The organism is Streptococcus sp. CF7_Ac1-8 (assembly GCF_024295435.1).
Classification (GTDB): domain Bacteria; phylum Bacillota; class Bacilli; order Lactobacillales; family Streptococcaceae; genus Streptococcus; species Streptococcus mitis_AP.
Genome location: NZ_JANCPI010000008.1, coordinates 41,968 through 68,462, shown reverse-complemented (window position 1 = coordinate 68,462; position 26,495 = coordinate 41,968). Strand labels below are relative to the sequence as shown.

The window sequence follows — 26,495 nt, the reverse complement described above, 5'->3', positions numbered from 1 at the left end:
TAAAAAGAAGAGCGGGCGGCAAGGAATGCTGCCCTCCACCTCTTTTATTTTTTCTTAATTTTTTAATTCTGCTAAATCGTTGTTAGCGAGAGCTGCTTCGACATCTGCTCGATAGCCTGCTTTTTCTTCTTCTGACCAATCATAGAATCGTCCCATTTCATTCAAAACTGGCTCAACGATGCTATCCAAACTATCACGCATAAAGAGCATATGGTTGGTACGACGAAGAAGGAAGTCAACTGGGCTCAGAGCCAACTCATTGCGCATTGCATAGTGAAGTGACAAAGTATCTGCCAAGCTGAGTCCTGGTGCTTGTTCCAAGCTGTGAGCAAGAGCAAAGACTTTCGGTGCATTTGAACCGTAAAGATTTGCTAGGTAATGAGCTTCCTTGCTATCCAAACCACGTGACACTCCAAGTTGCGCAAAGGCTTCGATTTCTGAGTCCACATTTGCTGGGTTCAATTCTCCACCTGAAACAGGGTAAGTCTTAGAGTTGATGAGTTTAAAGCTGCGGTCAAATTCTGCTTTAAGGATGTCAACCACGCGCTCCATAGCTCCTTCAGCCATCTTACGGTAGTCTGTGATTTTACCACCAGCAAGGGTCAAAAGGCCATTGTCATCACGATCCAAGCTCGAACCACGAGAAACTGCAGATGGATCCAAATGTTTCTCAGAGGTACTGCTTTCAAGCTTGCTGACAGCAGACTCAACATCTTCACGCGTTTTTTCTTTAGAAAGATAGGATTCAACAGTCGCAATCAAGTTGTTAAAGCTTTCATCACTGATGGTTCCATTATTTCCTCCGTTGTAGTCAGAAGCGCTATTGCCTGCGATCAATGGACGAAGACCTGCCCAGCTGCTTTCGATATCATCAATGGTGATGTTGGCTTCTGGGAAGCGGTTATTGACAATGCCAAGTAGGTAATCTACATCTTCTTGAGTTACTTTTGGATGTTCCAAGTCACCTGTGTAGTCTGTATCAGTTGTACCAAAGTATGTCTTGTTTTCACGTGGAAGAACAAAGACCATACGGCCATCACCCAAACCTGTGTCAAAGTAAACTGGTTGTGAAACCTTGATCTTGCTTGAATCCACTACTAAGTGAACTCCCTTAGTTGGACGCATTTGTGAGAATTGTGTTCCCTTATTAGACAAATTGCGTACTTTATCACTCCAAGGACCTGTTGTGTTGATAACCAGACGAGCCTTGATTTCAAAGACTTGGTCTACCAAGAGATCACGGGCTACAACACCTGTAATCTTGCCACTTTCGTCAAAGAGGAAGCCTTCTGCCTTCACGTGGTTAGCAATGAGGGCACCATCTTGGTTAGCACGTTTGATGTTTTCAATCACAAGACGGGCATCGTTGTTACGGAAGTCAAGATAAACTCCACCTCCTACCAAACCTTCTTTCTTCAAGTTTGGCTGGCGTTCCAAGACTTCTTCCTTGCTCAAGACCTTGTTTGCAGCTGGCGTGTTATTAACCCCTGCCAAAAGATCATACAAGTCCATGGCTACTTTGAGACGGAAGAGACTAAAGGTCGCTCCATCTTCATCGTAAACTGGTAAGAGCATTGGATCCGGTTTTGGAATATGTGGTGCGATTTGTTGAACTACCGCACGTTCAGAAACCGTATCTGAGACCACTTCTACGTCGAATTGTTTGAGGTAACGAAGACCTCCGTGAACCAATTTTGTTGAACGGCTAGATGTTCCTTCTGCGAAGTCCTGCATTTCAATCAAACCAGTCTCAAGACCGCTAGCTGCCGCCTGCAAGGCTACACCAGCCCCTGTGATTCCTCCACCGATAATCAAGAGGTCCAGGGTACGTTCCTGCATTTTTTTAATTGATAATTCACGTGTTTTCTTTGAAAATTCCATATTTACACACTTTCTAACTAAGTCGCTTTATTCTTCCAGTATTAGTCGTCGATTTCCGCAAAGACTTGCGTTGCTTTCACAGCCTTCTTCCAGCCCTTGTAGAGTTGTTCCTTGCGCGATTCGTTCATAGATGGTTCAAAGAGTTCTCCTGTCTCGTTCAAGAGTTTCAACTCATCCAAGTCTTTCCAGTAACCAACTGACAAACCTGCTAGAAAGGCTGCTCCTAGAGCTGTTGTTTCCAAGTTTTTGGCGCGTGCGATATCGATTCCCAAAATGTCAGCTTGGAACTGCATGAGGAAGTTGTTCATAGCTGCACCACCGTCTACTTTCAAGACTTGGATAGCTGTCTGCGCATCCACTTGCATGGTGTCGATGATGTCACGTACTTGATAAGCGATAGATTGCAAAGTTGCCTTGATAAAGTCTTCTTTAGTTGTTCCACGAGTCAAACCAAAGACAGAACCGCGAGCGTTTTGGTTCCAGTATGGAGCACCTAAACCTGTAAATGCTGGAACGACATAAACTTCATCATTGTTGTGAGAATCACGAGCATATTTTTCAGATTCTGGTGAATTTTCAACCATGCGAAGACCGTCACGAAGCCACTGAATAGCACTTCCTGCGATGAAGATTGAACCTTCCAAGGCATAGTAAACCTTGCCGTTAATACCATAACCAATTGTTGTTAAGAGGTTGTTTTCAGACAACTGCATTTCTTCACCAGTATTCATGATGATGAAAGAACCTGTTCCATAAGTGTTTTTAACCATACCAGGTTCAAAGGCCAACTGCCCAAAGAGGGCTGCTTGTTGGTCTCCAGCCATACCTGAGATTGGCACTTCACCACCGTAGAAATGGAATGGGGCTGTCTTACCGTAGATTTCAGAGTTAGAACGAACTTCTGGAAGCATAGCCTTAGGAATATTGAGGATTTCCAAAATCTCATCATCCCATTTGAGTTCTTTAATGTTATAAAGCATGGTACGAGCCGCATTTGAGTAGTCCGTCACATGAGCTGCACCGTCAGTCAATTTCCAAACCAACCAAGTATCAATGGTACCAAAGAGCAATTCTCCTTTTTCAGCTCGCTCTTGAGCGCCTTCTACATGGTCCAAAATCCAACGAACCTTAGTTGCTGAAAAATAAGCATCGATGATCAAACCAGTCTTTTCATGGAATTTTTCTACATAACCTTGACTTTTTAGTTGTTCAGCCAAAGGTGCTGTCTGACGTGATTGCCAAACGATAGCGTTGTAGATAGGAAGTCCTGTTTTCTTATCCCAGACGACCGTTGTTTCACGTTGGTTAGTGATTCCTATTGCCTCAATTTGATTTGGCTTGACACCACTTTCGATGAAAGCACCCGCAATAACTGACTGGACTGAGTTCCAAATTTCATTAGCATTGTGCTCAACCCAACCTGCCTGAGAGAAAATCTGAGTAAACTCTTTTTGGCTCGAGCTGACCTTTTCTCCTTTTTTGTTGAAAATAATGGCACGAGAACTTGTAGTTCCCTGGTCAATGGCCATGATGTATTTTTCTTGTGACATGTGCTGTCCTCCTGATAAAGATCTTGAGGATGTTTCCTCTTTACACTTACTAGTATACAAAATAAAGCGCTTTCCCGTTTATCAACTTTTTTTAATTTTTAAAAAAATATGAGGAGATTGTGTGAATTTCACAAAAAAGACCTGGAATAACCAAGCCTTTTAAGTGAATAATAACTGACGAATCCCTGCCAAATCCTCCATATCCAAATCATTTTTTAAATAATAGACTGGTGTCTGTTCCTTCTTATGAATAGGGTTATTTGTTACCAGCAAATCATAATGCCGAGTTCTGTCATAGGCTTCAATGGTGATAAAACGATTGTATTCCAAATACCGTTTTAAAATAGCTGCCATCCTTGAAAAGACAAGAAAACCAGATGTCAAATCCAGACCAATCCGCATATGCTGACCACCATTTTCAGCCATATATTCGATCAACTGGAGCCATTCCCAGAGAATTTTCTTATCCAAATCCGTCCCCTGTTGAAAGGCAGGTAGAGCATGAAAAATCTCCTCTGCTATCTCTTTAAAATTATGTTCCATCAACAAATAAGGATGACGATTCTCTAACTGGTACTTGTAGCGGTCCTGCAAGATATAACCCTTATAGAGATAGACTTGTGCACAAAGTTGACTGAGTTCATAGGTGACATGGTCCTCTGTATAATCCCCCAGCAACTCCTCCTTCTTCATTTCTTGAATCAATTGCGTCAGTAAATCTACCAACTGCCCTCCAAAACCAAGGACATACTCCATAGTATGAAGCGGAAGAATACGATGGGATAGGAGGAAAGAGAAGAAAATCATCATCTCCCCATCCTCAGTTCCTATAGGAAGATGTTGCCCAGCAAAAAAGGACGAAGCCTTTCGATGCAAACGAAGGTAGAAAATATTGTCAAAATACCCTCGCATTTTTTCTTCTATGACTTGAAACTGACAGGCATTGACCCGAAGACGCTGTTGACTGATATGAGCCCAGAGAACCAAGTCCAATTTCTGACCCGAAGACAAACTTGCACCGCAGATTTCTTCTAAAGTGGCAATCTCCTGTTTTCTCTCTGGTTTCTGCATGTGACCTTCCCATTCCTGACTCGACCAGACCTTGCGGAAAAGACAGAAATAGAAATAGCGAATCTGATGCTCTGGACCTCGCCAACGTCCATTCTGGATGGATAAATCAAATTCTGACAAAATCTGATTTAAGCTAGCTAAGTGACGACCAAGCGTAGCCTCGCTAATCATCAATTCTTGAGCCAGCTGATGGGCTAAAAACTGTTGATGGTAGAGAAGATAGACCAAAATCTGGTATTTAACAGCATTCTCCAAAAACAGGCTCCGAATATCTCTCCCCTTGGTAGTTGCACCGATTGACAGGCGCAGATTTTCATCTTCTAAGTGAATAGTCAGCTCTAAGCCACTATCCAAAGCCTTTTCATTAAGCAGGGTGACATATTTGGTTAGAGTTGCTTTTGAAAATCCTGTTTCCTCCATTACAGCCTTGACAGTCGTCTGAGACTCTTGTAATAGAAAGGAAAGGATTGAAAATTGGCCAGATTCAGCCTTTTCCATCAAGTCTCCTAAATACATTTGTTACCCCTTTCATTTTCTACCTTAAGCATAGCATAAATCTTACAAATGCTGAAATAATCTGTTTCTCTTTTTATTTTCATGCTGATTTCCTAGTCCATTATCCCGAAAATCAGCAAACACACGGCTCCCCCTTTGGGCATTTTTATGCTAAAATAGTAGCTATGGATAAAATTATTAAAACTATATCAGAAAGCGGAGCCTTTCGTGCTTTTGTCCTTGATAGCACCGAAACCGTCCGCACTGCTCAAGAAAAACATCAAACCCAAGCTAGCTCAACTGTGGCGCTTGGTCGAACACTTATCGCCAGCCAGATTCTCGCAGCCAATGAAAAAGGAAATACCAAACTAACCGTTAAGGTGCTGGGCTCTAGCTCTCTAGGCGCTATCATCACCGTCGCTGATACCAAGGGTAACGTCAAAGGCTATGTTCAAAATCCTGGTGTTGACATCAAAAAGACTGCAACTGGTGAAGTCCTAGTCGGACCTTTTGTTGGAAATGGTCAATTCCTCGTTATCACAGACTACGGTACTGGAAATCCTTACAACTCTATGACTCCTCTCATCTCTGGAGAAATCGGTGAAGACCTTGCCTTTTACCTGACCGAAAGCCAACAGACCCCTTCAGCAGTCGGCCTCAATGTCCTTTTGGACGAGGAAGACAAGGTCAAGGTTGCAGGTGGTTTCCTAGTCCAAGTATTACCAGGAGCCAAGGAAGGAGAGATTGCTCGCTTTGAAAAACGCATCCAAGCAATGCCAGCTATCTCGACCCTTCTCGAAAGTGAAGACCATATCGAAGCCCTCCTCAAGGCAATCTACGGGGACGAGGCCTACAAGCGTCTTTCTGAAGAAGAAATCCGTTTCCAATGTGACTGTAGCCATGAGCGCTTTATGAACGCTCTTGCCAGCCTTCCAAGCTCAGACTTACAGGAAATGAAAGAGGAAGACCACGGGGCAGAAATTACTTGTCAATTCTGCCAAACTACTTACAACTTTGATGAAAACGACCTGGAGGAACTCATTCGTGACAAATCTTAATACACCTTTTATGATTGGCAATGTTGAGATTCCCAATCGTACCGTTTTAGCGCCTATGGCTGGCGTGACAAACTCAGCCTTTCGTACTATTGCAAAAGAGCTCGGAGCTGGACTCGTTGTAATGGAAATGGTCTCTGACAAGGGAATCCAATACAACAACGAAAAAACCCTGCACATGCTTCATATTGACGAAGGCGAAAACCCTGTCTCTATCCAACTTTTTGGTAGCGATGAAGATAGTCTAGCACGCGCAGCAGAATTCATCCAAGAAAACACTAAGACCGATATCGTGGATATCAATATGGGCTGCCCAGTTAATAAAATCGTGAAGAACGAAGCTGGCGCTATGTGGCTCAAGGACCCAGATAAGATTTACTCTATCATCAACAAGGTTCAATCTGTCCTTGATATCCCACTTACTGTCAAAATGCGTACCGGCTGGGCCGACCCATCTCTTGCCGTAGAAAATGCCCTCGCTGCTGAGGCAGCAGATGTCTCTGCCCTCGCTATGCATGGTCGTACCCGTGAGCAAATGTATACAGGTCACGCTGATCTTGAGACTCTCCATAAAGTTGCTCAAGCTCTAACCAAGATTCCCTTCATCGCCAACGGTGATATCCGTACTGTCCAAGAAGCCAAGCAACGCATCGAAGAAGTCGGTGCTGATGCAGTCATGATTGGTCGAGCTGCCATGGGAAATCCTTACCTCTTCAACCAAATCAACCATTACTTTGAAACAGGAGAAATCCTACCTGATTTGACCTTTGAAGACAAGATGAAAATCGCCTACGAACATTTGAAACGATTGATTAACCTCAAAGGGGAAAACGTAGCAGTTCGTGAATTCCGTGGCCTCGCTCCTCACTACCTCCGTGGAACATCTGGTGCAGCTAAACTCCGTGGAGCCATTTCACAAGCTAGCACCCTAGCAGAGATTGAATCCCTCTTGCAATTAGATAAGGCTTAAAATGGTTCATACTGCTCTACTGATTATCGATATGCAAAAAGCATTTGATAGCCCTATCTGGGGAGAACGAAATAACCCTCAAGCTGAACATCAAGCATTGAGGGTACTGGCATACTTTCGTAAACACGCTCTTCCAGTCTTACACGTTCAACACATATCTGACAATCCCCAGTCACAATTTCACAACAAACAAAATCAGGTGTTTAAAACTGGATTTGAACCGGTCACCTCAGAACCTGTCTTTCAAAAAACGGTTAATAGCGCCTTTATTGGAACAAATCTTGAAACATATTTACGAAAAAAACAGATTGGTCATTTAGTCGTTGTTGGCTTGACTCTGCCTCATTGTGTATCCACTACTACACGAATGGCAGCAAATCTTGGTTTTGAAGTCACCTTACTAGCAGATGCTACTGCCAGTTTTACCCTATCGAACAAAAACGGTCAAGCCATCTCTCCTGAGACTATCCATGAGATTAATCTCCTTTCTCTACAAGATGAGTTTGCTCAAATTCTTACTACAGAAGAATTTTTAACCCAAATACAAATATAAAATAATCCGTCAACTCTTATTGAGCTGACGGATTTTCTTTAATTGTAAAAATTCAAATACTGAGAGTTATTATTGATTCAAAGCAACACTGGAAACCTTGCCATCCGCTCCTGTTGTAATTTGGATGACTTTTCCTCCACCGATTTTGGCATTATACTTACCATCATCAAGAGTATAAGAATAGCCTTTGATAGAGTAATTTTCTTTCTTTCCATCAGCAGATTCTACTGTAAATTGACCACCTGATGAAACTGTGATGGTTTCGCCATTGACTCCCTTCCAATTTCCCGCTGCGGCTGAGAAATCACCATCTACCATGGTTAAAACACCCTTGTAGCGTTTATTTTGCTCTGCTTGCTTATCTTGAAGTTTGCGGTCAGTTGTAGGATCATAGCTTGATTGGTTAGATTGGGCTTGAGAAGCCTGTTGAGTTGAAGGAGCCTGAGCAGGAGTTTGTTGGCTAGCTACCTGTTGATTAGACACTTCATGACCTTGTCTTTGTTCTGGTGCAGGAGTCTCTTGTGATGGTGTTGCGCTTGCTGAAGACTGGTCAGTAGACGCCTTGGCCTTTTCAGATGAAGCTGAACTTGAGGACTGCTGAGTCTTGCTTTCTTTGTTAGAAGAAGTTGCTTTAGAACTTGATGATTGACTTGTCTTAGCAGAACTGCTTGCTTGAATTGTCTCCTTTTTATTTCCACAAGCTCCTAATAATAGGGTAGAAGCCAATACAGTCGCTGCCATCAATTTGATATAGGTTTTCTTTTTCATTTTTCTACCCCTTTGTAATATTTTAGAAATATAAAGAAATCTTTTTGTGATATAATTGTAACATTGAAATTTAAATATGTCAACAATTTATCTAAACTATTTTAAAAATCTTAAATAACTTGACTACATTTTCTCCTCCTACTCTTCTATTCGTAATCTAATAAAAAAAATTTCCTATTTTGTTTAAAAGTTTTTTAAATCGCTCTTTTGTCATCGCTTGCATCTTTAAGTGCAAAGGAATATAATAACATTGAAATAGAATATAGGAGGTGTAGGCTTATGTTAAGCAAATATTACAAGTATCTTCCTTGGTTGATTGTGACAGCTATTGTCTCTTATCAATCAGCAACTTACTATGCGCGAACTGCATTTGATGTGTTTTATCTGACTACAATCTTTTTGATTGTTTATATCGCTTTGTTATTCCTACACGAAAAATATCTCAAGCAACGATACAAAGACTTCTTTACTCACATGTTGAGCAATTCTAAGAAAGATAGCCACCCCTAAAAACAGTCGCAACAGCAAAACCATCTCATGATGGTACATAAAAAGGTCGGGAACTTTTCCCGACCTCGCTTTTTATGCAATATCAAATTTTAACTGACCTGCTTTGACACCAATCTTGAGGGTCTTGCCTGATACTAGTTCTCCCTTAAGAAGGAGTTCTGCTAACTTGTCTTCCACTTCTGTTTGTAGGGTTCTGCGAAGTGGACGGGCTCCCATTTCTGGGTCATATCCTTGGTTTGCCAATAATTTCAGTGCGGAAGCTTGTAACTTCAAGTCAATGCCTTTTTCAGCCAAACTTGCCACTAAAGGTTTAACCATAATCTTCACTACTTCCTGCATATTGTCGCTAGATAGGCTATGGAAGACAACCTTTTCATCAATACGATTAATAAACTCAGGTCGATAAGCCTTTTTCAGCTCTTCAAACATGCGTTTTTCCATATTTTCCTGGTCAAAACGAATATCCTTGGCCCCAAAACCAACAGTCTTGTCATCCCGAAGGGCTGTCGCACCAAGGTTTGATGTCATGATGATAATAGTATTTGAAAAGTCTACCTTGCGTCCCTTACTGTCTGTCAAGACACCATCATCCAAGACCTGCAAGAGAACATTAAAGATGTCTGGGTGGGCCTTCTCTACCTCGTCAAAGAGGAGAACGGAATATGGTTTGTTGCGAACCTTCTCGGTCAACTCCCCACCTTCTTCATAACCCACATAGCCCGGAGGAGCTCCGTTGAGACGGCTGGCTGCGAATTTCTCCATATACTCACTCATATCAAAGCGGATAAGAGCTGATTCGTCGTCAAAAAGAACTTCTGCCAGAGCCTTAGCTAATTCGGTCTTCCCGACACCTGTGGGTCCTAGGAACATAAAGGAACCAATCGGACGCTTGTGACTACGAATACCAGACTGATTGCGGCGAATCGCACGGCTAATGCTTGAAACTGCTTGATCTTGACCGATGACACGTTTGTGGAGTTCAGCTTCCAAGTTCAGGTATTTCTTAGCGTCAGTCTGAGTCAGTTTTTGGACTGGAATACCTGATAAACGACTCAATGTAGTCAAAATATCAGACTCTGTCACCAAGTCTTTATAGACAGGAACTTCCTCTTCTTTTGCGATTAACTGAGTTGCCTGTTTCCACTTGCCATCCATCAAGGCCTTGTCAGCTGGACTCAAGCCAGAATCATCTGCTTTTACATGCTTTGCCTTATTTTGTACTGTTGCCGCTGCTTCGTCCAAGAGATCGATAGCAGAGTCTGGCAAGTGACGACTGGTCAAGTAACGATGAGCCATCTTGACGGCTGTTTCAACCGCTTCATCTGTGATTTGCACCCGGTGATGTTTCTCATAAGTCGCCTTCAAGCCTTGCAAAATGGTCATGCTGTCTGCCACGCTTGGCTCTTCGATCGTCACTTTGGCGAATCGACGAGAAAGGGCCGCATCTTTTTCGATGTGTTTTTGATATTCTTCCTGAGTGGTCGCACCAACCGTTCTCAAAGTTCCACGCGCCAAGGCTGGCTTCAAGATATTGGCCGCATCCAGAGTCGAATCAATTCCACTCCCAGAACCCATGATAGTGTGGAGTTCATCGATAAAGAGGATGACTTGGCCATCTTCTTCAATATCCTTGATGATATTATTCATGCGTTCTTCAAAGTCACCACGGAAACGTGTCCCTGCGACGACATTCATCAAATCAAGCTCTAACACGCGCATCTTAGCCATTTCCGCAGGTACATCCCCACTAGCAATACGCTGAGCGAGCCCAAGCGCCAAGGCTGTTTTCCCGACACCAGCATCCCCAACCAAGACAGGATTATTCTTGGTTTTACGGCTCAAAATTTGAATCATACGCGAGATTTCCTTATCCCGACCGATGACTGGTTCTAACTTGCCAGAACGCGCTTGCTCTGTCAAATCATGCGTATAGTCCTCGAGACCACCACTCGGAGTCTGGGGCATGCCCATCATATTAGCCATAGAATTTTGCTTGTCAGCTACTGTACGATGGCGTTGACGTAGAGCTTTGAGGTCTTCGCGAGTCCAGCCTGCCCGTTCTTCTAAATTTCGACGAAGTGCAGCAATCTTGACCTGATCTTTCTTGTCTTCATAAGAAAAACCTGCCCTCTCCAAGATACGAGTCGCCAAGGCATTTCCATCATGCAAAATCGCATAAAGGACGTGCTCCGTCCCTAGCACCTTAGCATGGACCACTGACGCTACATACTCTGCTTCGTCAAAAAGAACCTGCAAACGATGGGAGAACGGCAATTCCGTAAAGGTTTCATCCTGACTATAGTCCGTTTCAGTCAGTTCCAAAGCGACCTCTTCTAAACGGTCCATCTCATATGGATAATCATTTAAAGTCGCCCCTGCCACACTATAACTGTGATTGGACATGGCAATCAACAAATGCCAAGACTCTAGATAACGAGCTCCAAAATGGCCAGCCACCATGTAGGCACTTTCGATACATTCATTCAATGCTTTTGAATAGTTCATCTTACTTCCCTTTTCTATCTACCTCTTGTATGACCTGTCGTAGCATGTTTGCTCGAAGTACTGGTGCTTCTTCTCCTAGGACGCGATCCAAAGCTACTGATACTAGCAAATTCATCTCCTGCTTGGTCATCAATTCCTGCTCAACCAAAAGCTGCAGAATATCCTCATAAATTTCTTGACTAACTCGCTCACCAATTGAGTAAAGTAGCTCCCTGAGCATTTCATGATGACTAGAAAACTCAATCCGTCCTATACGAATGTAGCCTCCGCCACCACGCTTACTTTCAACCAAGTAGCCCCTACTTTCAGTAAAGCGTGTCTTAATCACATAGTTGATCTGACTAGGAACAACCTGAAAGGTATCTGCCAACTGACTGCGTTGCAACTCCACGATACCAGATTGATCTAAAATCGCCTTGATGTAGGCCTCAATATGATCCGATGTATTTTTAAATCTCATTACAAACCCACCTCTCTCTTTAAACCTTGACTATCTTTGACTATTATACCGAAATTTTCTCATTTTTAAAAGAAAAAGGGCGCTGGTAAAGGATAATCTTCACCAACTCCCTATTTCTCTACTTATCTAAACCTAATTCCGCTAAGATTTGACGTTTGTAGGCAATCTTTTGAACCTCTTTGTCCTCATCTTCAGACCAATCTAGTTTAATTTCTGAAACAATCTGCCCAGGGCGATTTTTCAAGATATAGATGCGGTCGCTGAGACTGAGAGCCTCCTCGATACTATGCGTGATAATCAATGTTGTCAGTTGCAACTGCTTGTGAATCTCCAGATACCAAGCGTGGAGTTCCATCTTGGTCATCTCATCCAAGGCGCTAAAGGCCTCATCCAAGAGAAAGAGCTTGTGCCCGAAAAGGTAGGTCCGGAGTAAGGCCACACGCTGGCGCATCCCGCCACTAAGTTCATGAGGATACTTGTCCCTTACAGCTGTCAACTGGAAGGTAGCAAGAATTTCATCTGCGCGAGCAATAGCTTCTGCCTTATCCACTTTTTGAATCAAGAGGGGCAGAATGATATTACCAAGCACCGTCTTGTGCTCCAAGAGCAAGTCCTTTTGCAACATATAACTCACGCGCCCCTTGGGATTCTCCTCCACATCAAGAACAATTCGCCCTGACTGGACTTCTAAAATTCCAGCGATCAGATTAAAGAGGGTGGTTTTTCCAACACCACTTGGGCCTAGGATGGAAACCACTTCACCTGAAGTTACCTGCAGGTTGATATCCTCTAAAATTTTCTCCTGACCGTAAGCATAACTGACGTGTTCTAGTCTAATTTCTGTCATTATTTCACAAATTCGTTGGTAAAGCCTTTGTCTGTCAAGTCTTCTTTAAGGATACCATTTTCTTTATCCCATTTGTAGAAGGCATTCCAACGAGCTGCATCAAATTGCCCCCATTTTTCCTTGTCGCTTGCGTATTCTTTTGACAAGTATTTTTGAGATTCGATGACAAAGTCACGTTTTTCCTTTAGTTCAGGTGCATTTTTGATGAGGATATCAGCTGCTTCCTCTGGATGCTCCATAGCATATTGGTAGCCTTTTTTGATGGCTTGGATAACTTTGCGAGCTTCTTCTTTGTTGTCTTTGAGGTAGTCGTTGTTGGCGATGATAACTGGTGAGTAGTAGTCAAATTCTTTAACGTAGTCTTTCAAGTACATAAAGTTAGCATCTACACCTTGAGATTTTGCAAGGATACCATCCCAACCGTAGTAGATCCAAGCAGTATCAAAGACACCATTAGCGATTGGTGTGATAGAGTTTGAGTCATTATTTGGTACTTTTTCTACCTTCTCAAAGTCTCCACCTTGTGATTCTACTAAGGTTTTCAACATAGCAAGTTCCGTTGGGTCATTCCAAGTTCCGTATTTCTTACCAACCAAGTCTTTTGGACTAGCTACATTGTCAGATTTACGAGAAATGATTCCTGATGTATTGTGCTCTACGATAGCTGCAACGGCAGTAATTCCTGCCCCTTTTTCTAACTTCTTAGCCATGTAATCTTGGAAATACACTGCAAATGGCGCCTTACCATTGATCACCAAGTCAGAAGAACTTTCTTCTGGTGGCAATTTCAAATCAACATCCACTCCAGCTTCTTTGAAATAGCCTTTTTCCTTGGCAACATAAAGCCCTGTGTGGTTAGTATTTGGTGTCCAGTCTAGGATAAAGTCAATTTTCTTGAGTTCTGCTTCTTTGTTGTCCTTAGAAGCAGTTCCTTGGCCACAAGCCACAAGTACGACAGCTACAAAAGTCGTTACAAGCGTTAAAAACACTTTCCATGTTTTTTTCATTTTGATTTCCTCTTTTCTTTTTTGAAACATTCTACTTCTACGAACGTTTCCATTTAATAACATATTTCTCGCTGATATCGACCAACTTCATACCCAGAAGGCTGATAATCGATACCAGAATAATAATAGCAAACATGGTATCATACTGAAACAGTTTCTTGGACTGAATCATGTAGACACCTAGTCCTTCAAAGCCTCCCAACCACTCAGATACCACTGTTGTGATGAAGGCGTAGGAGACACTGACCCTCAGACCTGCATAAAAGTAAGGCAGGCTGACTGGGATTTTAAAATGCCACAGGATTTGCCAAGGTTTGGCCTGCATCAGACTAAACAAGGTCAGCATATCCTTATCACAATGCCTAAAACCGTCCAAAATACTGACGATGATAGGAAAAGTTGTCGTCAAGATAATCAAGACAATCTTGGGCAAAATCCCATAACCGAGCCACAAGACCAGAATAGGGGCTATAGCAATAGTCGGGATAGTCTGAACAACCACCATCATAGGGTAAATCAGGTCATTGAGCCAAGTCAAACTGTCCATAAGCACAGCCATGAGACAGGCAATCAAGACTCCCAAAATCAGCCCCAATAAAGCCACTCTCAAGGTTGCCCAGCTATGGTGCCAGAGAAATTCTCTATCACGAACAAAGGACTGGAGAATTTCAAGAGGTGTCGGCAGGATAAACTTGGGGAGAAGTTTAAGAAAACCTGCTAACTGCCAGATTGACAAGACCCCCATAAAGCCCAATAGACTAATGTGTCGTCTCAGTATACTTTTCAAGTTTCTCATCAATACTTAAAATCTCTCCTACATTTATTTTGACATTGGCAAAGACATTATCTGCCTTTTGTCCTGCCACTTCTAGCGCTTCTTTGAGAATGCGCATAAGCTCATCAAACTCCCCTTCCAAGACTGTTTCAAATGGTGTCACTACCATGGTCACTTCTTGAGCTTGCAGATAAGCAATGACCTGATCAATAACAGCAATCCGATCAATTCCCTGTGATAGGGGTAAAACTTGCAAGGCAATGCTTGCTTTCATAAGAACCTCCTCTTCTCGTTTTCCTTTGACAAAAAGAAAAACCTTTACCATATATGGAAAAGGTCAAGATTAGACTAAGTATCGTTCCCTACGCTGGCATTACCCAGATCAGGTGCGGTCGAAGTTTAACACTTCCTCTCAGACTGTACACAGACTCCCATATATTATATGGACATATGATAGCGCAAAACAAAAAAAATGTCAAGGAAACTGCTTACAGAAAAGAGTAGGAAATTTTCCTACTCCAATTTTCTATACTCGTTCTCCATCACTATTTACTCTATAGCCATCCACCGTCGTATTGACAGCTAAGGCTCCTGAAGAGTAAGAATAATACCATTTACCAGAGACTTGATACCAGCCGGTTTTCATTGCCCCTGAACTATCCAGATAATACCAAACCCCATTTTCCTTTAACCATCCTGTCTGCATTTCACCAGATGATTTCAAATAATACCAACTAGACCCATCCTTCAACCAACCTGTTGATTTAGAGCCATTTGATTTGAAATGATACCAACTACCATTTATTTTCTTCCAACCGACAGTTGAACTACTATTGGATCCATAGCTAGAGCTATTTCCTGATTGATTATGAGAATTCTGTGAAGAAGTCACTCCCTCTAGCTGGATATAGCGACGGCTTCCATTATAAGCCGTATAACTCAACCACTTGTATCCATCTTTTTCGAGAATTTGATCATAATGAACATTCTCACCAGGATAATAGTAATCAATCGCAGTTGCGCTAGCTAGAGGCTGATTTTTGATAGCAGCCTTAAACTTGAAAAAATGTGTTCCTCCTGTTGAAACTGAGGATTGACTATTCCCAACACTGCCACCAGCTAAATCTTTAAAATGAATAAAGCCAGTCATGGTATTGGCCTTCACGACGCGCTTATTGTAAGATTCCCTTATTCCATAGTTGTATTCTTCAATCTCAATCTCATCTCCAATTACATTTGACACCCAAGCAACATGACCATAAATTCCTGCAGTAGACCAAGCAATAGAGCCAATCGCTGGCCTATTATCTACACGATACCCTTCACGACGAGCACGATAGCCCCATTCATTCGCATTTCCATAGGCTCCTGGAATCTCAAAACCATTGACATTACTCAAACGAAAGGCTGCAAAAGAAGTACACTGACGAGAATACATCCGCCATTTATCAATCTCCTGGCTCCCATTTTTATAATAAACAGGATAATCATCCCCACGTGCAATCGAGCCACTTCCTCCCGAATAGGCAGATACACTATTACCCGCTGCTAACATCAATCCTACTACTAAAAAAGGAACAACCTTTTTAACTGATTTTCTAAAAGAAAACCCTGTCTCTGTTACTGTAAATGGTGAAATTTTCATTCTTCCTCCTTGAAAATAATATAGTACTCAATGAAAATTAAAGATCAAACTAGGAAGCTAGGCGCAGGCTATACTTGAGTATGGCAAGGCGAAGCTGACGTGGTTTGAATTTGATTTTCGAAGAGTATAAATCGAAGATTGCCTTCACTTAAATTATTCGGAGAAAAAAAGAAAAAGTGAGAAAATTTCTCACTTTAGTCAAGATAATGAATCAAATTCTTTTCTGTAAGGATATCTGAGTAAGTAAAGGATTCAACGTAAACATTAGCTTGTTTATCTCCTTCAACGTTCCCAAATTCAACGATAAATAGGGATGGATAAACCTCAATTAGCTTACCCAATCTATTTTTTTGGCGCTTACGACCATTCTCCAAAGTCATTTCTACGACTTGTCCCTCATGTGCCTTGATTTCTTCTTTTATTTTTTTCATCTTGGCTACATCTGTAAATGCATCTGACATCTTATGCCTCCCTCTTTGAGATACTTGAAAATTTATTGTATTCTTTTTGGAAAATTAATTCCACCGTTCCACGAGCTCCACTACGGTTTTTCTCGATAATAACTTCTACCTTATTATTCGGTATGCCTTCCTCTTCTTCACCACCACGCTCATAGTAATCGTCGCGATAAAGAAAGGCTACAATATCAGCGTCCTGCTCAATAGACCCAGATTCACGAATATCAGACAAGACCGGTCTCTTATCCTGACGTTGTTCTACACCACGAGAAAGCTGACTTAGAGCGATTACTGGAACCTTCAGTTCCTTAGCTAAAATTTTCAACTGACGTGAAATTTCTGAAACCTCTTGTTGACGATTTTCCCGACCAGTTCCCGTGATAAGCTGCAAATAGTCTATTAAAATCAAACCAAGATTTCCAGTTTCTTGAGCCAGTTTACGAGAACGAGAACGAATCTCTGTAATCCGAATCCCTGGTGTATCATCGATATAGATACTCGCGTTGGCTAGGTTCCCTTGAGCAATGGTATATTTTTGCCACTCCTCATCAGTCAATTGACCCGTACGGATAGAATGCGATTCTACCAAACCTTCTGCCGCTAACATACGGTCCACTAGACTTTCCGCACCCATTTCGAGTGAAAAAATAGCAACTGTTTTATCCAATTTAGTCCCAATATTCTGAGCAATATTCAAGGCAAAGGCCGTCTTACCAACCGCCGGACGGGCTGCTAGGATAATCAACTCCTCCTCATGAAGTCCAGTCGTCATATGATCCAAGTCACGATAACCTGTCGCAATACCTGTAATATCGGTCGTTTGTTGCGAGCGAGCTTCCAGATTTCCAAAGTTGATATTCAACACATCTCGAATGTTCTTAAATCCACTTCGATTTGCATTTTCACTGACATCAATCAGGCCTTTTTCTGCCTGAGCAATGATTTCATCAGCTGGTTGCGAAGCCTCGTAAGCTTGATTGACAGACTCTGTCAACTTGGCGATTAATCGACGTAGCATGGCCTTCTCTGCAACAATCTTAGCATAATACTCCGCATTAGCAGAAGTTGGCACAGAATTGACAATCTCAACCAAGTAAGACAGGCCACCAATATTCTGCAAATCACCTTGATTATCAAGAATGGTACGAACCGTTGTTGCGTCTATAGCATCGCCACGGTCGGATAAATCAACCATGGCTTGGAAAATCAATCGATGGGCATACTTAAAAAAGTCCCGAGACTCAATATATTCTCGCACAAAAACAAGCTTACTCTCGTCAATAAAGATAGCTCCCAAAACGGATTGCTCAGCTAAGATATCTTGAGGTTGTACTCGTAACTCTTCTACTTCTGCCATCAGACTTCCCTTCCTTTTACAATCTTGTCAAGAAGGTGTAAATTTACCCTTCTTTCACACGAAGATTGATTACACTTGTGATATCTTGATAGATTTTCACTGGTACATCAATCAAACCAACTGCTCGAATAGGAGCTTGTACTTGAATATGACGTTTATCAATCTTAATTCCAAATTGCTTTTGCAATTCTTCTGCAATCTTCTTATTGGTAATAGAACCAAAGGTACGACCATCTGGACCAACTTTTTCAACAAATTCTACAACAGTTTCTTCTGCCTCAAGTTGTGCCTTAATTGCTTTTGCTTCTGCAATCATCTCAGCGTGAGCTTTCTCTTCGGATTTTTGTTTACCACGAAGTTCACCTACAGCTTGAGCAGTTGCTTCTTTGGCTAGATTTTTTTTGATAAGAAAGTTTTGCGCATATCCTGTTGGTACTTCCTTAATTTCGCCTTTTTTACCTTTTCCTTTGACATCTGCTAAAAAGATTACTTTCATTCTTCTTTCTCCTTTTCCTTTATTTCATTTAATACAATTTCTGTCAGTTTTTCACCTGCTTCTGACAAGGTTACATCTTTAATTTGAGCTGCAGCTAAATTAAAGTGGCCTCCACCCCCCAGCTCTTCCATAATCCGTTGTACATTCAGTTTACTACGACTGCGAGCTGAGATAGAGATAAATCCTTGTGTATTCTTCGCAAGAACAAAACTCGCTTCAATACCTGACATAGCTAACATGGCATCTGCTGCCTTACTAATAACAACTGTATCATAGCATTTCGAGTCCTGAGCCTCTGCTATCAATACATCTGAACCTAATTTACGCCCTTGTAAAATCAGTTCATTGACCTCACGATATTCTTCAAAATCTGTCGCAGCGATTTCTTGGATGGCAATACTATCACTTCCTCTCGTTCTGAGATAGCTAGCAACATCAAATGTCCGACTAGTCACTCGTGAGGTGAAATTTTTAGTATCCAACATCATACCAGCCATCAAGACGCTTGCTTGCATACGACTCAAACGATTTTTCTTAGAATTTTGGAACTGTAGCAATTCCGTTACCAACTCACTAGCACTACTTGCACCACTTTCAATATAAGTAATGACTGCATTATCTGGGAAATCCTGATCCCTTCTATGGTGGTCAATGACGATGGTTTGGGTAAATAAATCATAAAAATCTTTTGATAAAGTTAAAGCTGTCTTTGAATGGTCTACAAGAATCAACAAAGAACGATTGGTCACCATCCCCATTGCATCCTTAACAGACAACAACTTCGTAACTCCTTCTTTTTCTAAGAATGAAACAGCTCGTTCAATATCTGGTGACATTTGTTCTGCGTCATAAATAGCATAGCTATTTTCAGTCACATTGCTGGCAAATAACTGCATACCTACAGCAGAGCCCAAAGCATCCATATCCAGATTTTTGTGACCAACTACAAAAACCTGATCCACACTACGAATCTTATCTGAAATAGCCGTCATCATAGCACGCGTACGAGTCCGTGTACGTTTGATTGAGGCAGCAGACCCACCACCAAAATAAACTGGATTTTTAGTTTCGTCATTCTCCTTGACAACCACCTGGTCGCCACCACGCACTTCAGCCAAGTTCAAGTTGAGCAAAGCAACTTTCCCTATTTCATCATGATTTCCATCACCATAAGAAAATCCCATACTTAAGGTCAAAGGCAACTGTCTCTGTTTCGACTCTTCTCTGAAAGCATCGATAACAGAAAATTTATCATTCATCAATCCCTCAAGCACCGTGTAGTCCGTAAATAAATAAAAACGGTCCATACTCACTCGACGGGAGAACATGGCATGCTTCCCAGCAAATTCTGAAACAAAATTGGCTACAAAACTATTGATATGACTGATATCAGACTCCGATGTTTCATCTTCTAAATCATCATAGTTGTCAACGGAAACGATCCCAATCACAGGTCGACTCGTTACTAACTCAACAGTCGCTTCGTATTCTCCAGACACATCAAAGAAGTACAGAACTCCAGATACCTTGTCCATATGAACCGAATAGCGGGTCTCACCCAAGGTAGCATAAGAACCTGGATTTCCTACCGATGCCTTGATAATTGTTTGAATTAATGCCACATCAATCTCGCCAACTTCATTAGTTAAGATCAATTCAGCATAAGGATTAAACCATTCAACCTCACCTGACGACAAGTCTAATTTAATAACTCCGACAGGCATCTGTTCTAACAAGGTTGTCAAACTATCTTCAGCTTGGTGGTTTACATACTGAATTTGTTCTACTTCACTCCTTGAGTAGTACTCTCTTTGATGAATGAATAATAAAATATATGAACCCAAAATAAGTAGCAAAAGAAATAGCGTTACCAGTGTATTCCTTACAAAAACAAGTTGCACAGATAGCACCCCGAACGCCACTATTCCTAATATTAAGGGGAAAATAGGACTTACATAAAATTTTTTCATTCCAAACCTCTTGGCACCCATTATACCATAATAACCACCAAAAAGCGACTTTTTAAAAGTGTAATCAGTAATTCTATCAATTATAAGAAAAAGGAGGTTTACAAATCAGTAAACCTTCCTTTACACATATTGAAATTAAGATTCTTTAACTTCTAACAGACCAATTTCTCCATCCTCACGACGATAAATCACATTAGTTGTTTGATCTTCAACATCCACATAGATAAAGAAATCATGTCCCAACAAATCCATCTGTAGAATAGCTTCTTCCAAATCCATTGGTTTTAAATCAATTTGTTTTGAACGAACAACTCTAGATTGGACAACATTTGTATCTTCCACCAAAGCATCTGTAAATAATTGACTAGTTGCTACCTTATTTTTATTTTTACGCTCGATTTTTGTTTTATTTTTACGAATCTGACGTTCAATTTTATCAGTTACAAGGTCAATTGAACCATACATATCTTGAGACACATCTTCTGCACGAAGAGTAATTGAGCCAAGCGGAATCGTTACTTCCACTTTAGCAGTTTTTTCACGATACACCTTCAAGTTAACTCGAGCATCCAACTCTTGTTCAGCTTGAAAATACTTTTCGATCTTTTCGAGTTTAGAAACTACATAATCACGAATTGCTTCTGTTACTTCTAGGTTTTCACCACGGATACTATATTTAATCATATGAGTACCTTCTTTCTAAACATTTTTGTTTTTCTGATTTCATTATAACGCTTTCATTTTAGTTTTGCAAATTTTTTCCTCATCTTACAAGGGAAAATGTTTTTACATCCTCAGCACCTGATTCTTCCAGCAGTTTCTTCACACGATTTATAGTTGTTCCAGTAGTATAGATATCATCTATAAGTAGGATTTTTTTAGGAATAGTGATTCCACTTTTAATAAAGAAAGGAAGTTCTGTTGCCAAGCGTTCTGAACGATTTTTAGAAGAACTGGCCCGCTCTTCTCTCTTCTCTAGTAAGTCTTGAAAAGAGAACCCTGCTGCTTCAACTAAACCTTCAACCTGGTTAAATCCCCTCTCAAGCAATCTTTCGGGACTTAGGGGAATGACGACAAATTGGTACTCTTTGTACTTTTTCAACTCCTCACTTAAAAATGAAGCGACCACTTTTCTTAAAAGAAAGTCCCCATCAAACTTATACCGACTAAAAAAATCCTTCATAGCTTGATTGTAAGTAAAAATCGCTCTATGACTGACCTCAACTCCTTCTTTACACCAAAATTGACAATCTTGACACTTTGTTGACAAACCTATTTTCATACAGCTTGGACAATACTCTTCTCCAATTCTCTCAAAAGTAGAATCACAGTCTGAACAAAGATAGGAGTCATCATTCCTCAACAGCAAGAGGCTACTAAAAGTTAAAACAGCCTTCATAGTCTGCCCACATAACAAGCACTTCATAGACCCGCCTCCGTATTCATCTGCTGAATTTCCTTAATTGCCTTCTTGATTGAAGCATTTAACCCATCATGAAAGAAAAGCAAATCTCCTGTCGGTCTATCCATGCTTCGCCCAACTCGTCCACCAATCTGAATCAAACTAGACTTGGTAAACAGACGATGATTGGCCTCTACGACGAAAACGTCCACACAAGGGAAGGTAACTCCACGCTCCAATATCGTCGTACTGATCAGTATTGTCAGTTCTCCATCTCGAAAAGCTTGTACCTGCTCTAATCGATTTTCTGTGATAGAAGATACAAAGCCAATTTTTTCATTTGGAAATTGCTCTTGTAGGATTTCTTTTAACTGTTCCCCTTTCTTAATTTCTGATGCAAAAATGAGTAACGGATAAGCTGTCTTTCTCTGCTTCTCAATATAAGACTTTAACTTTGGTGACAAACGCCTCTTATCCAAATAGTGATTAAAATCCGACAACCAAACAGGTTTAGGAATGATCAACGGATTTCCATGAAATCGTCTTGGTAAGCTCAACCTTTTTAGTTCTCCTAAACGGACCTTCCTATCTAACTCATCGGTCGAAGTCGCTGTTAAAAAGATTCTCAAGCCATTCTCCTTTACACAATTATTGACAGCATGGTAAAGCGTGGGATTGTCAACATAAGGAAAGGCATCTACTTCATCCACTATCAGCAAATCAAAAGCTTGATAAAACTTCAATAACTGATGAGTCGTTGCAACAACTAGTGGTGTTCGAAAATATGGTTCTGATTCTCCGTGTAGTAAAGCTATCTCGCAAGCAAAATCATCTTGCAGTCGCTTATACAGCTCCAAACACACATCGATTCTGGGACTGGCCAAACAAACTGCACCACCTTCATCAATCACTTTGGCTACAACTTGGTAAATCATTTCTGTCTTTCCAGCTCCTGTCACCGCATGTACCAAGGTTGGCTCCTGCTTGTCTACCGCTCGAATCAGTCCCTCTGACACCTTCTCTTGAAAAGGAGTTAATTGACCACGCCATTTAAGAACATCTTGCTTCGGAAAATCCTCCTGTGGAAAATAGTATAAAGCTTGATCACTCCTGACTCGCTTAATCAGCAAGCACTCTCGACAATAATAAGCACCGATGGGCAAATACCATTCCTCTGGAATAATACTATTACAACGTTGACAGAAAAGTTTCCCCTTCTCCTTTCTCATTGCTGGAAATTTCTCCGCCAACTGACGTTCCTCTTCTGTTAATTCATTCTCAGTAAACAACCGACCGAGATAATTTGGATTTACTTTCATACTTCTTTATTCGTAAAAACCTAGCGCTTTAGATGATTTTTTAGTACAATTAAATCATGGAATTTAGAACAATTAAAGAGGACGGTCAAGTCCAAGAAGAAATCAAAAAATCCCGCTTTATCTGTCATGCCAAGCGTGTTTATAGCGAAGAAGAGGCTCGTGACTTCATTACCACCATCAAAAAAGAACACTACAAAGCGACGCATAACTGCTCTGCCTTTATTATTGGAGAACGTAGTGAAATCAAACGGACAAGTGATGATGGTGAGCCCAGTGGTACTGCTGGCGTTCCCATGCTAGGGGTACTAGAAAATCACAACCTCACCAATGTCTGTGTGGTAGTGACACGCTACTTTGGTGGTATTAAACTAGGCGCTGGAGGATTGATTCGTGCTTACGCAGGCAGTGTTGCCCTAGCTGTCAAAGAAATTGGCGTCATTGAAATAAAGGAACAGGTGGGCATTGCTATTCAAATGTCTTACGCTCAGTACCAAGAGTACAGTAACTTCCTTAAGGAACATAATCTCATGGAACTGGATACAAACTTTACAGATCAAGTCGATACGATGATTTATGTTGATAAAGAAGAAAAAGATAATATTAAAGCTGCACTGGTGGAGTTTTTTAATGGAAAAGTTACTTTAACTGATCAAGGTTTACGTGAAGTTGAAGTTCCTGTAAACTTAGTGTAAATAAAGGAGAAAAAGATGGCATTTGGAAAATTCATTCAAGGACTCGCTGGTAACTTTAGTGAGCAAAACAAAGAAACTCTTATCAAAGAATATGGACAATATCTACTAGAAAATGAAGAAATTCAAAGTGGATATAAACTGATTCGTGACTCAATTATATTTACAAATATCCGTATTATCTTTACAGATAAACAAGGCGCTACTGGTCGTAAGATGTCCGTTAAATCAATTTTTTTGATGAATATTGTTAATGTTGAAATGGAAACTGCAGGAGCAGGTATAGATGATAGTGAAATTACTATTACTTATTTAGAAAATATCTTTCTAAAAGCACATAATGAACATTTTAGTGTTCACAAATTTGAATTCCCTAAGAAAACAGATATCGTTCCACTTTATACATATTTACTAGAATTAGCCTATCACAATCGCTTAAAAATTAATGGCTTAGACCTATGATATAAAAAAATCCTATCGCTTCGATAGGATTTCTATATTTTACAAATGGTATAGATAGCGTTATACTAGAAATATCTTATACAAAGAGGTATTCATATGTCTATTTATAACAACATTACTGAATTAATCGGTCAAACTCCGATTGTTAAACTCAACAATATTGTGCCAGAAGGTGCTGCAGATGTCTATGTAAAACTTGAAGCATTTAACCCTGGTTCTTCTGTAAAAGACCGTATTGCTCTTAGCATGATTGAAAAAGCTGAACAAGACGGTATTCTGAAGCCAGGTTCTACTATTGTTGAAGCAACAAGTGGAAACACTGGTATTGGGCTTTCATGGGTAGGTGCTGCTAAAGGGTACAAAGTTGTCATCGTTATGCCTGAAACGATGAGTGTAGAACGACGTAAAATTATCCAAGCTTATGGTGCTGAACTCGTCCTAACTCCTGGTAGCGAAGGAATGAAAGGTGCTATTGCTAAGGCCCAAGAAATCGCTGCTGAACGTGATGGTTTCCTTCCTCTTCAATTTGACAACCCAGCTAATCCAGAAGTACACGAAAGAACAACAGGAGCTGAGATACTAGCTGCTTTCGGTAAAGATGGATTAGATGCCTTTGTTGCTGGAGTTGGTACCGGTGGAACAATTTCTGGTGTTTCTCATGCACTCAAAACAGCAAATTCAGGTATTCAAGTTTATGCAGTAGAGGCAGATGAATCTGCTATTCTATCTGGTGAAAAACCTGGCCCTCACAAAATTCAAGGTATCTCAGCTGGATTTATTCCTGATACACTTGATACAAATGCCTATGATGGTATTGTTCGTGTAACATCAGACGATGCACTAGCACTCGGCCGTGAGATTGGTGGAAAAGAAGGATTCCTTGTTGGTATTTCTTCAGCTGCAGCTATCTACGGAGCCATCGAGGTTGCCAAGAAATTAGGTACAGGTAAAAAAGTTCTTGCTCTAGCACCAGATAACGGTGAACGTTATCTCTCTACAGCACTCTATGAATTTGAAGTGTAGTCTCCTAAATACACTTAGCCCTTATTATAGGGCTTTTTATTTATACCTTAAAAATAGGAACATCTCCCTATAAAGATCGACTGCATAGAAAAAAGGAAGCAATTTGGCTTCCTTTTTATTATTAGTTATTCAAGGCTGCTGCCATTGTAGCTGCAACTTCAGCTTCAAAGTCGTTTGCAGCTTTCTCGATACCTTCACCAACTTCAAAGCGAGCGAACTCAACTACTGAAGCGTTAACTGATTCAAGGTATGCTTCAACTGTCTTGCTGTCATCCATGATGTATACTTGTGCAAGAAGTGTGTAAGCTTGGTCAACTTTAGTGTTGTCAAGCATGAAGCGATCCATTTTACCTGGGATAATTTTGTCCCAGATTTTTTCTGGTTTGCCTTCTGCAGCCAACTCAGCTTTGATGTCAGCTTCAGCTTGAGCAATCACTTCATCAGTCAATTGAGATTTTGATCCATACTTCAAGTGTGGAAGAGCTGGTTTGTTAACCATTGCACGGCTTTCGTTATCTTGGTCGATAACGTGGTTCAATTGTGCCAACTCATCTTTAACGAATTGCTCATCCAATTCTTTGTAAGAAAGAACTGTTGGTTTCATCGCTGCAATGTGCATTGACAATTGTTTAGCAAGAGCTTCGTCTCCACCTTCAACAACTGAAATAACACCGATACGTCCACCGTTGTGTTGGTAAGCTCCAAAGTGTTGTGCATCTGTTTTTTCAATCAATGCAAAGCGACGGAATGAGATTTTTTCTCCGATAGTTGCTGTTGCAGATACGTATGCAGCTTCAAGAGTTTCACCTGAAGGCATTGTCAAAGCAAGAGCTTCCTCATTGTTAGCAGGTTTTCCTTCGGCAATAACTTTAGCTGTAGTATTTACCAATTCAACGAATTGAGCGTTTTTCGCAACGAAGTCAGTTTCAGCATTTACTTCAATAACTGCTGCAACATTACCGTTAACATAAACACCAGTCAAACCTTCTGCAGCAACACGGTCAGCCTTCTTAGCTGCCTTAGCCATACCTTTTTCACGAAGCAATTCAATCGCTTTTTCGATGTCACCGTCTGTTTCTACAAGCGCTTTTTTAGCGTCCATAACTCCGGCACCAGATTTTTCACGCAACTCTTTTACAAGTTTAGCTGTAATTTCTGCCATTTTGATTCTCCTATATTTTTTAAAAATAGGAGAGCCGGGCTAAGCCCCGCCCTCCTAGGTAATTA

26 protein-coding genes and 1 riboswitch are annotated in these 26,495 nt (G+C 41.0%); of the genes, 7 read left to right on the top strand and 19 right to left on the bottom strand.

Annotated elements, in window-relative coordinates; translation table 11 throughout:
- Positions 1-54 precede the first annotated feature (54 nt).
- The 3 genes from glpO to NMM26_RS05465 all read right to left on the bottom strand — a co-directional run bounded on the left by glpO (position 55) and on the right by NMM26_RS05465 (position 5,018).
- A complete protein-coding gene (gene glpO, locus NMM26_RS05475; RefSeq protein ID WP_000395902.1) occupies positions 55-1,881 on the bottom strand; it encodes a type 1 glycerol-3-phosphate oxidase in 1,827 nt (608 codons plus the stop codon).
- Between the two features lie 41 nt (positions 1,882-1,922).
- Positions 1,923-3,431, bottom strand: a complete 1,509-nt coding sequence (glpK, locus tag NMM26_RS05470; protein WP_000076803.1) for a glycerol kinase GlpK — start codon at positions 3,429-3,431, stop codon at positions 1,923-1,925.
- Positions 3,432-3,590: 159 nt separating this feature from the next.
- On the bottom strand, positions 3,591-5,018 hold the full coding sequence (locus NMM26_RS05465; protein ID WP_000280566.1) for a helix-turn-helix domain-containing protein: 1,428 nt from the start codon (positions 5,016-5,018) through the stop codon (positions 3,591-3,593).
- Positions 5,019-5,182: 164 nt separating this feature from the next.
- Between NMM26_RS05465 and hslO the strand changes: the two genes are divergently transcribed.
- From hslO to NMM26_RS05450, 3 genes are read left to right on the top strand one after another with little or no spacing between them, the layout of a single operon-like run.
- Complete coding sequence (gene hslO, locus NMM26_RS05460) at positions 5,183-6,055, top strand: Hsp33 family molecular chaperone HslO (RefSeq protein ID WP_000357855.1); 873 nt, start codon at positions 5,183-5,185, stop codon at positions 6,053-6,055.
- Positions 6,042-7,022, top strand: coding sequence for a tRNA dihydrouridine synthase DusB (dusB, locus tag NMM26_RS05455; protein WP_000183302.1), 981 nt, complete (start codon positions 6,042-6,044; stop codon positions 7,020-7,022). The genes hslO and dusB overlap by 14 nt, the downstream gene beginning before the upstream one ends.
- A gap of 1 nt (position 7,023) precedes the next feature.
- Positions 7,024-7,575 carry a cysteine hydrolase family protein gene (locus NMM26_RS05450; RefSeq protein ID WP_000233714.1) on the top strand — a complete coding sequence of 184 codons (552 nt, stop codon included), beginning with the start codon at positions 7,024-7,026 and terminating at the stop codon, positions 7,573-7,575.
- A 69-nt stretch (positions 7,576-7,644) separates the two neighbouring features.
- Here the strand turns inward: NMM26_RS05450 and NMM26_RS05445 are convergent, their stop codons facing one another.
- Complete coding sequence (locus tag NMM26_RS05445) at positions 7,645-8,343, bottom strand: hypothetical protein (protein ID WP_000730889.1); 699 nt, start codon at positions 8,341-8,343, stop codon at positions 7,645-7,647.
- Positions 8,344-8,622: 279 nt separating this feature from the next.
- On the opposite strand from NMM26_RS05445, the gene NMM26_RS05440 reads away from it, so the two are divergent.
- A complete protein-coding gene (locus tag NMM26_RS05440; protein WP_000949599.1) occupies positions 8,623-8,853 on the top strand; it encodes a hypothetical protein in 231 nt (76 codons plus the stop codon).
- 72 nt (positions 8,854-8,925) lie between these two features.
- Here the strand turns inward: NMM26_RS05440 and NMM26_RS05435 are convergent, their stop codons facing one another.
- From NMM26_RS05435 to NMM26_RS05370, 14 genes are all read right to left on the bottom strand, one after another.
- Positions 8,926-11,358, bottom strand: coding sequence for an ATP-dependent Clp protease ATP-binding subunit (locus NMM26_RS05435; protein WP_254753940.1), 2,433 nt, complete (start codon positions 11,356-11,358; stop codon positions 8,926-8,928).
- 1 nt (position 11,359) lies between these two features.
- Positions 11,360-11,818, bottom strand: coding sequence for a CtsR family transcriptional regulator (locus NMM26_RS05430; RefSeq protein WP_001211277.1), 459 nt, complete (start codon positions 11,816-11,818; stop codon positions 11,360-11,362).
- Between the two features lie 118 nt (positions 11,819-11,936).
- The gene (locus NMM26_RS05425; protein WP_254753939.1) at positions 11,937-12,665 is read right to left on the bottom strand and encodes an ABC transporter ATP-binding protein; all 729 of its coding nucleotides are present in this window, start codon (positions 12,663-12,665) and stop codon (positions 11,937-11,939) included.
- The gene (locus tag NMM26_RS05420; RefSeq protein WP_247947570.1) at positions 12,665-13,672 is read right to left on the bottom strand and encodes an ABC transporter substrate-binding protein; all 1,008 of its coding nucleotides are present in this window, start codon (positions 13,670-13,672) and stop codon (positions 12,665-12,667) included. The genes NMM26_RS05425 and NMM26_RS05420 overlap by 1 nt, the downstream gene beginning before the upstream one ends.
- A 37-nt stretch (positions 13,673-13,709) precedes the next feature.
- Positions 13,710-14,468, bottom strand: a complete 759-nt coding sequence (locus tag NMM26_RS05415; RefSeq protein ID WP_185952560.1) for an ABC transporter permease — start codon at positions 14,466-14,468, stop codon at positions 13,710-13,712.
- Positions 14,431-14,721 (bottom strand): MTH1187 family thiamine-binding protein, encoded by a 291-nt coding sequence (locus tag NMM26_RS05410; protein ID WP_084926955.1) that lies wholly within the window; start codon positions 14,719-14,721, stop codon positions 14,431-14,433. Before NMM26_RS05410 ends, NMM26_RS05415 begins: the two co-directional genes overlap by 38 nt.
- A gap of 68 nt (positions 14,722-14,789) precedes the next feature.
- Positions 14,790-14,892: riboswitch (TPP riboswitch) on the bottom strand.
- Positions 14,893-14,973: 81 nt separating this feature from the next.
- Positions 14,974-16,092 carry a choline binding-anchored murein hydrolase CbpD gene (gene cbpD / locus NMM26_RS05405; protein ID WP_254753938.1) on the bottom strand — a complete coding sequence of 373 codons (1,119 nt, stop codon included), beginning with the start codon at positions 16,090-16,092 and terminating at the stop codon, positions 14,974-14,976.
- Positions 16,093-16,286: 194 nt separating this feature from the next.
- Positions 16,287-16,553 carry a Veg family protein gene (locus NMM26_RS05400; protein ID WP_001278169.1) on the bottom strand — a complete coding sequence of 89 codons (267 nt, stop codon included), beginning with the start codon at positions 16,551-16,553 and terminating at the stop codon, positions 16,287-16,289.
- Position 16,554: 1 nt separating this feature from the next.
- Entirely contained in the window at positions 16,555-17,907 is a 1,353-nt protein-coding gene (gene dnaB, locus NMM26_RS05395; protein WP_120770774.1) for a replicative DNA helicase, read from the bottom strand.
- A gap of 43 nt (positions 17,908-17,950) precedes the next feature.
- Entirely contained in the window at positions 17,951-18,403 is a 453-nt protein-coding gene (gene rplI, locus NMM26_RS05390) for a 50S ribosomal protein L9 (protein ID WP_000864214.1), read from the bottom strand.
- Positions 18,400-20,373: a DHH family phosphoesterase gene (locus NMM26_RS05385; RefSeq protein ID WP_254753937.1), complete on the bottom strand. Its 1,974-nt coding sequence runs from the start codon at positions 20,371-20,373 to the stop codon at positions 18,400-18,402. Before NMM26_RS05385 ends, rplI begins: the two co-directional genes overlap by 4 nt.
- A gap of 135 nt (positions 20,374-20,508) precedes the next feature.
- Complete coding sequence (raiA, locus tag NMM26_RS05380; protein WP_004255322.1) at positions 20,509-21,057, bottom strand: ribosome-associated translation inhibitor RaiA; 549 nt, start codon at positions 21,055-21,057, stop codon at positions 20,509-20,511.
- Between the two features lie 79 nt (positions 21,058-21,136).
- Positions 21,137-21,799 carry a ComF family protein gene (locus NMM26_RS05375; protein ID WP_254753936.1) on the bottom strand — a complete coding sequence of 221 codons (663 nt, stop codon included), beginning with the start codon at positions 21,797-21,799 and terminating at the stop codon, positions 21,137-21,139.
- Positions 21,796-23,094, bottom strand: coding sequence for a DEAD/DEAH box helicase (locus NMM26_RS05370; RefSeq protein WP_000867719.1), 1,299 nt, complete (start codon positions 23,092-23,094; stop codon positions 21,796-21,798). Before NMM26_RS05370 ends, NMM26_RS05375 begins: the two co-directional genes overlap by 4 nt.
- A gap of 56 nt (positions 23,095-23,150) precedes the next feature.
- Here NMM26_RS05370 and NMM26_RS05365 point away from each other — a divergent pair, with 56 nt between their 5' ends.
- The 3 genes from NMM26_RS05365 (at position 23,151) to cysK (ending at position 25,268) form a co-directional block, all read left to right on the top strand.
- Positions 23,151-23,786 (top strand): YigZ family protein, encoded by a 636-nt coding sequence (locus tag NMM26_RS05365; RefSeq protein WP_000395756.1) that lies wholly within the window; start codon positions 23,151-23,153, stop codon positions 23,784-23,786.
- Between the two features lie 15 nt (positions 23,787-23,801).
- Complete coding sequence (locus NMM26_RS05360; protein ID WP_000863907.1) at positions 23,802-24,245, top strand: PH domain-containing protein; 444 nt, start codon at positions 23,802-23,804, stop codon at positions 24,243-24,245.
- A 96-nt stretch (positions 24,246-24,341) separates the two neighbouring features.
- The gene (gene cysK / locus NMM26_RS05355) at positions 24,342-25,268 is read left to right on the top strand and encodes a cysteine synthase A (RefSeq protein WP_000029886.1); all 927 of its coding nucleotides are present in this window, start codon (positions 24,342-24,344) and stop codon (positions 25,266-25,268) included.
- A gap of 121 nt (positions 25,269-25,389) precedes the next feature.
- On the opposite strand, the gene tsf is transcribed toward cysK, so the two are convergent.
- Positions 25,390-26,430 (bottom strand): translation elongation factor Ts, encoded by a 1,041-nt coding sequence (tsf, locus tag NMM26_RS05350; protein WP_000808071.1) that lies wholly within the window; start codon positions 26,428-26,430, stop codon positions 25,390-25,392.
- Positions 26,431-26,495 lie beyond the last annotated feature (65 nt).

What these genes read in the sequence shown, in the direction of transcription:
- glpO (WP_000395902.1), bottom strand. Translation starts at nt 1,881, where the DNA reads ATGGAATTTTCAAAGAAAACACGTGAATTATCAATTAAAAAAATGCAG.
- glpK (WP_000076803.1), bottom strand. Translation starts at nt 3,431, where the DNA reads ATGTCACAAGAAAAATACATCATGGCCATTGACCAGGGAACTACAAGT.
- NMM26_RS05465 (WP_000280566.1), bottom strand. Translation starts at nt 5,018, where the DNA reads ATGTATTTAGGAGACTTGATGGAAAAGGCTGAATCTGGCCAATTTTCA.
- hslO (WP_000357855.1), top strand. Translation starts at nt 5,183, where the DNA reads ATGGATAAAATTATTAAAACTATATCAGAAAGCGGAGCCTTTCGTGCT.
- NMM26_RS05450 (WP_000233714.1), top strand. Translation starts at nt 7,024, where the DNA reads ATGGTTCATACTGCTCTACTGATTATCGATATGCAAAAAGCATTTGAT.
- NMM26_RS05445 (WP_000730889.1), bottom strand. Translation starts at nt 8,343, where the DNA reads ATGAAAAAGAAAACCTATATCAAATTGATGGCAGCGACTGTATTGGCT.
- NMM26_RS05440 (WP_000949599.1), top strand. Translation starts at nt 8,623, where the DNA reads ATGTTAAGCAAATATTACAAGTATCTTCCTTGGTTGATTGTGACAGCT.
- NMM26_RS05435 (WP_254753940.1), bottom strand. Translation starts at nt 11,358, where the DNA reads ATGAACTATTCAAAAGCATTGAATGAATGTATCGAAAGTGCCTACATG.
- NMM26_RS05430 (WP_001211277.1), bottom strand. Translation starts at nt 11,818, where the DNA reads ATGAGATTTAAAAATACATCGGATCATATTGAGGCCTACATCAAGGCG.
- NMM26_RS05425 (WP_254753939.1), bottom strand. Translation starts at nt 12,665, where the DNA reads ATGACAGAAATTAGACTAGAACACGTCAGTTATGCTTACGGTCAGGAG.
- NMM26_RS05420 (WP_247947570.1), bottom strand. Translation starts at nt 13,672, where the DNA reads ATGAAAAAAACATGGAAAGTGTTTTTAACGCTTGTAACGACTTTTGTA.
- NMM26_RS05415 (WP_185952560.1), bottom strand. Translation starts at nt 14,468, where the DNA reads ATGAGAAACTTGAAAAGTATACTGAGACGACACATTAGTCTATTGGGC.
- NMM26_RS05410 (WP_084926955.1), bottom strand. Translation starts at nt 14,721, where the DNA reads ATGAAAGCAAGCATTGCCTTGCAAGTTTTACCCCTATCACAGGGAATT.
- cbpD (WP_254753938.1), bottom strand. Translation starts at nt 16,092, where the DNA reads ATGAAAATTTCACCATTTACAGTAACAGAGACAGGGTTTTCTTTTAGA.
- NMM26_RS05400 (WP_001278169.1), bottom strand. Translation starts at nt 16,553, where the DNA reads ATGTCAGATGCATTTACAGATGTAGCCAAGATGAAAAAAATAAAAGAA.
- dnaB (WP_120770774.1), bottom strand. Translation starts at nt 17,907, where the DNA reads ATGGCAGAAGTAGAAGAGTTACGAGTACAACCTCAAGATATCTTAGCT.
- rplI (WP_000864214.1), bottom strand. Translation starts at nt 18,403, where the DNA reads ATGAAAGTAATCTTTTTAGCAGATGTCAAAGGAAAAGGTAAAAAAGGC.
- NMM26_RS05385 (WP_254753937.1), bottom strand. Translation starts at nt 20,373, where the DNA reads ATGAAAAAATTTTATGTAAGTCCTATTTTCCCCTTAATATTAGGAATA.
- raiA (WP_004255322.1), bottom strand. Translation starts at nt 21,057, where the DNA reads ATGATTAAATATAGTATCCGTGGTGAAAACCTAGAAGTAACAGAAGCA.
- NMM26_RS05375 (WP_254753936.1), bottom strand. Translation starts at nt 21,799, where the DNA reads ATGAAGTGCTTGTTATGTGGGCAGACTATGAAGGCTGTTTTAACTTTT.
- NMM26_RS05370 (WP_000867719.1), bottom strand. Translation starts at nt 23,094, where the DNA reads ATGAAAGTAAATCCAAATTATCTCGGTCGGTTGTTTACTGAGAATGAA.
- NMM26_RS05365 (WP_000395756.1), top strand. Translation starts at nt 23,151, where the DNA reads ATGGAATTTAGAACAATTAAAGAGGACGGTCAAGTCCAAGAAGAAATC.
- NMM26_RS05360 (WP_000863907.1), top strand. Translation starts at nt 23,802, where the DNA reads ATGGCATTTGGAAAATTCATTCAAGGACTCGCTGGTAACTTTAGTGAG.
- cysK (WP_000029886.1), top strand. Translation starts at nt 24,342, where the DNA reads ATGTCTATTTATAACAACATTACTGAATTAATCGGTCAAACTCCGATT.
- tsf (WP_000808071.1), bottom strand. Translation starts at nt 26,430, where the DNA reads ATGGCAGAAATTACAGCTAAACTTGTAAAAGAGTTGCGTGAAAAATCT.